Origin of the sequence: Parabacteroides sp. MSK.9.14 (assembly GCF_019041495.1) — a bacterium.
Classification (GTDB): domain Bacteria; phylum Bacteroidota; class Bacteroidia; order Bacteroidales; family Tannerellaceae; genus Parabacteroides; species Parabacteroides merdae.
Genome location: NZ_JAHPXO010000072.1, coordinates 1 through 6,088, shown reverse-complemented (window position 1 = coordinate 6,088; position 6,088 = coordinate 1). Strand labels below are relative to the sequence as shown.

Annotated in this window: 5 protein-coding genes and 1 pseudogene; 5 read left to right on the top strand and 1 reads right to left on the bottom strand. The window is 37.7% G+C overall.

Annotated elements, in window-relative coordinates:
• Positions 1–651: 651 nt before the first annotated feature.
• Entirely contained in the window at positions 652–1,521 is an 870-nt protein-coding gene (locus tag KTG12_RS20820; RefSeq protein WP_122115789.1) for an AraC family transcriptional regulator, read from the bottom strand.
• Between the two features lie 350 nt (positions 1,522–1,871).
• Between KTG12_RS20820 and KTG12_RS20815 the strand changes: the two are divergent.
• The 5 genes and pseudogenes from KTG12_RS20815 to KTG12_RS20795 all read left to right on the top strand — a co-directional run.
• A pseudogene (locus KTG12_RS20815) lies at positions 1,872–2,099 on the top strand (M23 family metallopeptidase); the annotation flags it as partial.
• A gap of 267 nt (positions 2,100–2,366) precedes the next feature.
• The gene (locus KTG12_RS20810) at positions 2,367–2,609 is read left to right on the top strand and encodes a helix-turn-helix transcriptional regulator (protein ID WP_117945663.1); all 243 of its coding nucleotides are present in this window, start codon (positions 2,367–2,369) and stop codon (positions 2,607–2,609) included.
• Positions 2,610–2,748: 139 nt separating this feature from the next.
• Positions 2,749–3,996 (top strand): nucleotide sugar dehydrogenase, encoded by a 1,248-nt coding sequence (locus tag KTG12_RS20805; protein ID WP_117945664.1) that lies wholly within the window; start codon positions 2,749–2,751, stop codon positions 3,994–3,996.
• 13 nt (positions 3,997–4,009) lie between these two features.
• Entirely contained in the window at positions 4,010–4,954 is a 945-nt protein-coding gene (locus tag KTG12_RS20800; protein ID WP_204902159.1) for an NAD-dependent epimerase/dehydratase family protein, read from the top strand.
• Positions 4,947–5,927 carry a radical SAM protein gene (locus KTG12_RS20795; RefSeq protein WP_155144187.1) on the top strand — a complete coding sequence of 327 codons (981 nt, stop codon included), beginning with the start codon at positions 4,947–4,949 and terminating at the stop codon, positions 5,925–5,927. Before KTG12_RS20800 ends, KTG12_RS20795 begins: the two co-directional genes overlap by 8 nt.
• Positions 5,928–6,088: the final 161 nt, after the last annotated feature.

Here is a 6,088-nt window from a genome sequence, read left to right as displayed (position 1 = left end):
AAAAACAATAAGGCGTATACGGCTACCTGTTATTCTCCATTTGCAGAAGTGTAGAAGTAGCAATCCGTTAATGGAGACGATGAAAAAACAATAAGGCGTATACGGTTACATGTCATTCTCCATTTGCAGAAGTGTAGAAGTAGCAATCCGTTAATGGAGACAATGAAGAAAAAACATAAGTCGTACACGGCTACATGCCCATTCTCCATTTGCAGAAGTGTAGAAGTAGCAATCCATTAATGGACAATAGGGCATGTAAAGGGCAGATTTTCCGTATATTTGCCTCCTTATCCCCGAATTATGGGCGTAAGTCACATGGTCATGGAGATATATCTATCCTTTAATGGGGAGAACAGCCGGCAAATATCTGATGGAAAAGCCCCACAAACCACAGGAAAATAGCCACACAATGGTCTGATACACAATAATTATTGGAGAAACGAGGTCCGCTCCTGCGGACAGCAAGTTGTGTTTTCGTTTAACGAAAACAGGACGGTTTAACGGCGAAAACGCCGCCAGCCGTCTACAAGGATATGCTCCGAAGTCACACCTATTGTTTGTGTATCCCAATATTGTATCGATAGATATCGTTTGTGATTTAGTATTCTATTTTGTACCACAAATTCGGTAAGATATATGGGTACACATTTTTTACAAGCTGTCAATTTGCGATTTATATTCGCTTGGTGTTCGCTTGACTATTTTTTCAAATTGCATAATAAAATGAGGTACATAATTATAGCCTGATTCATAAGCCACTTGTGCTATAGTCAGATTGGAATAAGCCAATAATTTACAGGCATGTTCAATCCGTATTTCAGCGAGGCATTGGAAGATATTCTTATCAGTACGTTGTTTGAAATATCTGCAAAGAGCTGAGGGATTCTGTTTCACATAGTCTGCTATTTCTTTCAATGTGATTTTTTCTTTGAAATGGTTGAAAAGATAGGCATACACCCGATTGACAGGCTCATTGACTTCCGGCAGAAGATTCGAACTGTTATAAGCAACATTTGAAAGAATGTTTGTTTTCTTACACTGGCATAACCGTTCTAAAATTTGAAAAAAATGTATCAACCGGGCCGTGTGCTCCACCCTTTCCAACTCCTGGAACCGTTGCAATAACTCTTCATATAAATTTTTGTCGTAAAAACGTATTCCGTACTGGCTTTTCTGCAACAGCCCGTAAATGGGTAAATAATCCGGCAGTTTTTCCATGGACATGGGAAAAATGGTCGGATGAAACTGTAATGCCACTCCGGCACTCGCTTCGAGTCCCATCGTCGGGTTCAATTTGGCATTGCACAAATGCAGGTGCGGTACGTTGCTCCCTATCATGGCTATGTCGCCTTCCTTATAGTCACAAACCCCTTCTCCCACAAACTGCTTTCCACTTCCACCTGTGAACAGCATGATTTCATATTCGGCATGCTTATGCCGGGGCAACACGAACCGGGGGGATAATATGCGGCTGCATAATGTAGTCCGGTCATGAATGATTTTCCGTTCCAGTATAGGCATATTTTGTTTTTTTATTTTAGATTTTCAATGATTTGACTTAACCATTTGAGGAATAAACTTTTAGCAAGCTATTTGAAAAGTAGCGGTAACGACTAAGAAACCGTGCGATTTTCAGCGTTTTGCTATGTTTTACTGTCAAATAACTCAACCGCAAAAGTAGCCAAAATCATTGAATGGGCAAAGAGAGTGGCGACTTTTTAGCACTATAGATATTATTATCGCAATCCGATATACTTCATATTAACCCATTTCAACTTTATCCTTACCCAATCAAACAGAAAATACAAACCTAACTGAGGATTTACTGTAGAATGCGAAAGGTAGGATAGGACAAAGTCTCCGGAAAGTATGTCACGTTACAACACAGCAGCTTCACCGTCAGCTATTACCACCTGTTTCAAATCTCTGTATCACAAGGGCAGGCTGTTTTGTCTGGTGATGTTGTTGGGATTACAGGCAATACGGGACGCTGCACCGAGGAACATCTGCATATCACCTGCAAATACAAGGGAAGTATTATCAATCCAATTCTAATTGTTGATTATATAGCTCATATAACTATGATACCATGGATCTGACTGAATAGGTAATATCAAACGACAAACAAATCAAAGCAGTGAAATTGGTCTTCGACAAGTAGGTGATTCTGATCTGGTGGGCTAAAATTTACTTGCGAAACTTAAAAACTCATTGTAAGTTTTGTGTTACATATTTATGATGCCTCAATGGGAAGTAAAGTAATCATTCAACTTTCGAATGTCGTCTATCTGTGAAAACATTCTCTGGAATGAATGAAGATTGTGGATTTTGTTGTAAATTTGCACATTACATCAATAAATTAATCTATGAAATCGGAGGTAGTTACTGATAATAAGATGATTAATCGATTAAAAGTGGTTTTAGCCGAAAAGAATCGTACTGGTAAATGGTTGGCACAGCAACTAGGAAAAAATGAAGCAACTGTTTCTCGATGGTGCTCTAACACGGCGCAACCATCACTTGAGATGGTTATCAAGATAGCTTCTGTCTTGAAAATAGATCCTCGCCGACTCATCAACGGTGGAACTTCCATACAACAATGGAAATGACATTAACGGCTCGGATTCTATAAATGTATACGATAAGATTGATGAATGCAATTCATTACAGATCGTATACTTCTTGCATCTTTAGTTTATAGCGTGTTTGTCATTCTTAATTTCAAGTATATGAGATAAAAAAAGTATCATGAATAAGAATAAAAACGAAGATATACAACAATTTTTTACTCCCAAGATTGCTGTATTAGGTCTTGGTTATGTTGGGTTGCCATTGTTTTGCCTATTTTCAAAACACTATCATTGCGTAGGGTTTGATTCAGATAATGAGAGAACAACTCTGCTTTCTCGTGGTATTGATGCTAAGAGGTGCGAGAAAGAGGAAAATATAAATGCAGCTATTAGGAACAGCATTATTGTTTCTAATAGTAACGCTATCAGAGATTGTAATGTTTTTGTAATATGTGTTCCAACAGGCGTCACGTCGTCGCACGAGCCGGACTTGTTCCCATTAAAAAGCGCATGTTTCGTTGTTGGAAGCAATCTTAAAAAAGGAGATTTGGTTATATTTGAATCGACTGTTTTCCCTGGTGCAACTGATGAAATATGTATTCCTATCCTTGAAGAGTATTCTGGTTTAACGCTTAACATAGATTTTGGGGTTGGATATTCTCCTGAAAGAATTAATGTCGGAGAGGAGATACATCATCTTTCAATAACACCTAAGATTATTTCTGGCTCATCCTCAGAAGTATTGAATAAGATTGAAAAACTCTATTCGTCGATTATATCGGCTCCGCTCTGTCGAGCTTCAAGCATTAAAGTGGCTGAGGCGGCTAAGATGTATGAAAATGTTCAACGCGATACCCTCATTGCCTTGGCCAATGAATTTTCCCTTTATTGTGGAAAAGAGAGAATTGATTCATTCGAGGTCACTCGATGTGCTTCAACAAAATGGAATTTCGCATCTATTTACCCCGGCTTAGTTGGTGGGCATTGTATTGGTATTGACCCATATTATTTAATAGAAAGGGCTAAATCCAAATCATTAGATTTGCCGTTGGTGTCAACAGCAAGATGCATCAATGAGAATGAGACTTTTATCGTGATAAAAAAGATCTCCGATTTAATTGGCGACAAAGATTGTTCCATTCTTATACTCGGAGCGTCATACAAAGCCAATATAAGCGATATCCGGAATTCAAAGTCGATTGAAATAATTAAAAGACTACATGACCAAGGGGTTACGATAATGGCCTTTGACCCGATAATTGATACATCTCTTCTTTCACCGGAAATAGAATCCCTGTTTATTAAAGATCAATCGGAACTTATCCAGAGATACGACATTGTAATTAAGCTTGTCAATCATTCGATATTTGACAAATTTAATATTAGAGGAACCATAAGTACTCTTGAATTAAAAGATTTAATATAAAATGCAACACTGTATGAACATATTAGTCGCTGGCGGAGCCGGTTTTATCGGTTCTAATCTTTGTGCATCATTAATTAAAGATGGACACAAAGTTGTAATCCTTGATAACCTGAGTACTGGGAGCCTTGCAAATATTAGAGACTTAGAGTACGGTACATATACGTTTGTTAATGAAGATGTTAGAACCTGTGATTTAGGAGGAATTATATCTATCGCAATTGATGTCATCATTAATCTTGCTTGCATTGCCTCTCCAAAGGCTTACTATAAACAGCCAGTAGACACCTTAATGACATCCGTTTTGGGAACCAAAAATCTCTTGGATTATGCTCTTACTCAAAATGCCATGTTAATTCAAGCATCTACAAGTGAAATTTATGGAGATCCTAATGTAGACATCTTAGAAGAGACCTACAATGGTAACGTAAGTTGTACCGGCCCTAGAGCATGTTATGATGAAGGTAAAAGAGCCGCTGAGACTCTTTGTATGGACTATATTCGCACACACAAGATGGATGTTCGGATTATACGTATATTCAACACTTATGGTCCGAAGATGAATTCTGCTGATGGTCGGGCTATACCGGAGTTTATTAATAAGGCTCTTAAGTCAGAATCCATAGAGATATATGGGAGTGGTGATCAGACTAGAAGCTTTATGTTCATTGATGATTTAATAAAAGCTGTAAAGCAGTTGATTAAATCTGACGTCCGTTTCGATACTCCTATCAATATTGGGAATCCGTATGAAGAGCACACCATTAATGAATTGGCAGGAATAATTAAAACATTGACACATAGTGACGTTCCTGTTGTACATTTAAGCGGATTAGAAGACGATCCCAGGAAGCGCAAGCCTTCAATACTTAAAGCGGAAAGAGTCATAAGTTGGAAACCCACAGTTAGTCTGAAAGACGGTTTATGTAAAACAATTCAATATTTTAGACAAAATGATTAAATTACCTAAGATAACAGAAGCGTCGATAGATTTATCCACAATCTGTCAATTACATTGTGTTGAGTGTTCAACGTCCAAAGGAATCACTCATGCAGGGATTGTGGGAAAAGGTCAACTTTCTTTTGAGGATTTTTCAAATTTTATTGACACTAATCCGGAGATTAAAAGAATAGAAATGTCCAATTGGGGAGAAATATTTCTGAACAAGGATATTGTCAAAATTTTAGAGTATGCTTTCAGAAAAGGAGTTACTTTATATTGCGGAAACGGTACTAATTTCAACAATGTTTCGGAAGAAGCATTGGAAGCACTGGTCAAATATAGAGTTGAGTATCTAAATATTTCTATTGATGGAGCAACACAAGAGACATATTCAATTTATCGCGTGGGTGGTAATCTCTGTAATGTACTTCAAAATATCGAGCGACTGAACAATTATAAAGAACGATATAACTCAGAGTACCCTAAGTTATCATGGCAATTCGTGATATTCGGCCATAACGAACAGGATTTACCAAAGGTTAAAGAGTTGTGCTTGAAGTACAACATGGCTTTTAATCCCAAACTTAATTATTCCCAATTCTCACCTGTAAAAGACAAGGAATTTGTAAGACGAGAAAGTGGTCTTGGAGTAGCAGACCGTGATGAATATCGTCTGAAGCATAATCACGAATATAAAGCTCCATGCTATCATTGCTTCTCAAGTCCACAAATTAATTGGAATGGGGATATCCTTGGATGTAGTGTTAATAAGTGGAGAAGTCTTGGAAACGTCAAAGATGGGTCTTTGACTCAATGGACAGAAAGCGAGGGGTTCAAGGCATTAGTTGAACTTCTTTTTGAAGGGAGAGATACCTCTATTGATTTACCTTGCAAACATTGCCCCAATTTAGTTATAGTAAACGCAGAAAGAAAAAGCAAGGTTGATGATAATACAGCAAAAATGCAGTCTATTAAGTGGTTAGGTGTTTAACTCATAATACTGCATAAGCTGAAAAAGGAGGTCCGATAAAAGCTGCGAAAGACTTCAGTTCCCATATCGTTACTGATATAACAGGAACAAGAAACGGCACAACAGATTCTATTTCAGTAATTTGCACAGTTTTTCATACCTGAGGACAACTCGCTTGATAT

What these genes read in the sequence shown, in the direction of transcription:
- KTG12_RS20820 (WP_122115789.1), bottom strand. Translation starts at nt 1,521, where the DNA reads ATGCCTATACTGGAACGGAAAATCATTCATGACCGGACTACATTATGC.
- KTG12_RS20810 (WP_117945663.1), top strand. Translation starts at nt 2,367, where the DNA reads ATGAAATCGGAGGTAGTTACTGATAATAAGATGATTAATCGATTAAAA.
- KTG12_RS20805 (WP_117945664.1), top strand. Translation starts at nt 2,749, where the DNA reads ATGAATAAGAATAAAAACGAAGATATACAACAATTTTTTACTCCCAAG.
- KTG12_RS20800 (WP_204902159.1), top strand. Translation starts at nt 4,010, where the DNA reads ATGAACATATTAGTCGCTGGCGGAGCCGGTTTTATCGGTTCTAATCTT.
- KTG12_RS20795 (WP_155144187.1), top strand. Translation starts at nt 4,947, where the DNA reads ATGATTAAATTACCTAAGATAACAGAAGCGTCGATAGATTTATCCACA.